Raw genomic sequence first — 1574 nt, 5'->3', positions numbered from 1 at the left:
TGCGCCGACGCTCCGGCGGGGAGGGCCCCTCGGCCGCCGGCCGGATCCCCGTGCGGCACCGGACGGCGCCGGGCGGCGTTCGCGCCGCCGACGCTCGTGCAGGCGGGTGTGGGGTGGGGTGTGAACGGCGTGGGCGGTTCCGCGCCGCCCGGGAGCGCGGCCTCGCCGCGTGGCAGCGGGTGCGGCGTCCCGTGCCTCCTGCCGTGGCCGACGCGAGTGTGACGGGTGCGGGTCGCCGGCCTCCTGCCGTACCCGACCGGACCGGGCACGGATCGTCGGGTACGGCAGGGTGGACCGCTCCTAGCGTGGGGGGACGAAAGGTAAGGGAAGGAGGCCGGGGTGCTGGAGAGGCTGAACCAGGCCATGGAGCACATCGAGCGCCACCTCGACCGGCGGCTCGAGGTGGCCGACCTGGCGCGGATCACGGCGACGTCGGAGTACCACTTCCGGCGGTTGTTCTCCGCGCTGGCGGGAATGCCGCTGTCGGAGTACGTCCGGCGCAGGCGGCTCACGGTGGCCGGCGCCGAGGTGCTGGCCGGGGACCGGACGCTGCTGGAGATCGCGGTGCGGTACGGCTACACGTCCGGGGAGGCGTTCGCGCGGGCGTTCCGCGTCATGCACGGCGTCGGCCCCGGCGAGGCCAGGCGTTCCGGTGCGAGTCTGTGCTCCCAGCAACGGCTGTCCTTCCGCCTCACCGTCGAAGGGAACAGCGGCATGCGGTACAGGATCGTGGAGAAGGACGAGTTCCGTGTGGTCGGCAGGAAGGCGCGCGTCCCCCTCGTGCACGAGGGGGTGAACCCCGCCATCGCCGACTTCATCCGGGGCATCGGGGAGGAGACGTTGCGGCGCATGCGGGACCTGTCCGACCAGGAGCCGCGGGGGATCGTGGGGGTGAGCGGGAACCTCGACCCGAGCCGGGCCGAGGGGACCGAACTCGACTACCACCACGGGGTGGTGACCCGGGCCGCCGTGCCGGAGGACATGGACGCGCTCACCGTGCCGGCCGGGACGTGGGCCGTCTTCGAGAGCTCGGGGCCGTTCCCGCAGGCACTGCAGTACCTCTGGCGGGACGTGTTCACGCAGTGGTTCCCGTCCCATCCGTACCGGAGCCGGCCGGGGCCGGAGATCCTGCGGACCCGGCTGTCGCAGGACGCCGCGCGGGCGGACGCGGAGTTGTGGATCCCCGTGGAGCTGGAGCGGGCGGCGGTCTGAACGACGGCGTGCGGCGGGGACGGCGACCGTGCGGGCGTGGCCGAGGACAGGGCGGGGCCTCCGGCGGTCGCGGCTCCTCGGCGGGGGTCTTCTCGGTGGGTTCTTCTCGATGGGATCTTCTCTGCGGGGATCTCCTCGGTGGCGGGCCGGTCGTCGTTCGTCGCCGCCCTCCAGGAGGGACCCACCCCCGGGAAACCGTGAGCACATCCGCCCTCACTGTCCAGATGTCACTCATCTGAGCGCCTGAGGGACACTTCCCCGCCAACTGCTCACGGTTTTCGGCAAGGGTGCCGCCATGACCCCTCCCTTCAGCCCCGGCCCCGACCCCCACGGCACGGGACAGGTGATCAGCACCGTACGCA

The 1574-nt window shown here is 73.1% G+C and carries 1 protein-coding gene; it reads left to right on the top strand.

The window, feature by feature from the left end; all coding sequences use genetic code 11:
- Positions 1–339 precede the first annotated feature (339 nt).
- Positions 340–1212, top strand: a complete 873-nt coding sequence (locus AOK18_RS29920; RefSeq protein ID WP_055696329.1) for an AraC family transcriptional regulator — start codon at positions 340–342, stop codon at positions 1210–1212.
- The last annotated feature ends 362 nt before the right edge of the window (positions 1213–1574 follow it).

This window comes from Streptomyces prasinopilosus (assembly GCF_001419695.1).
Taxonomy (GTDB): domain Bacteria; phylum Actinomycetota; class Actinomycetes; order Streptomycetales; family Streptomycetaceae; genus Streptomyces; species Streptomyces prasinopilosus.
The sequence above is the reverse complement of the archived record's forward strand: the minus strand, read 5'-3'. Positions and strand labels throughout refer to the sequence as shown.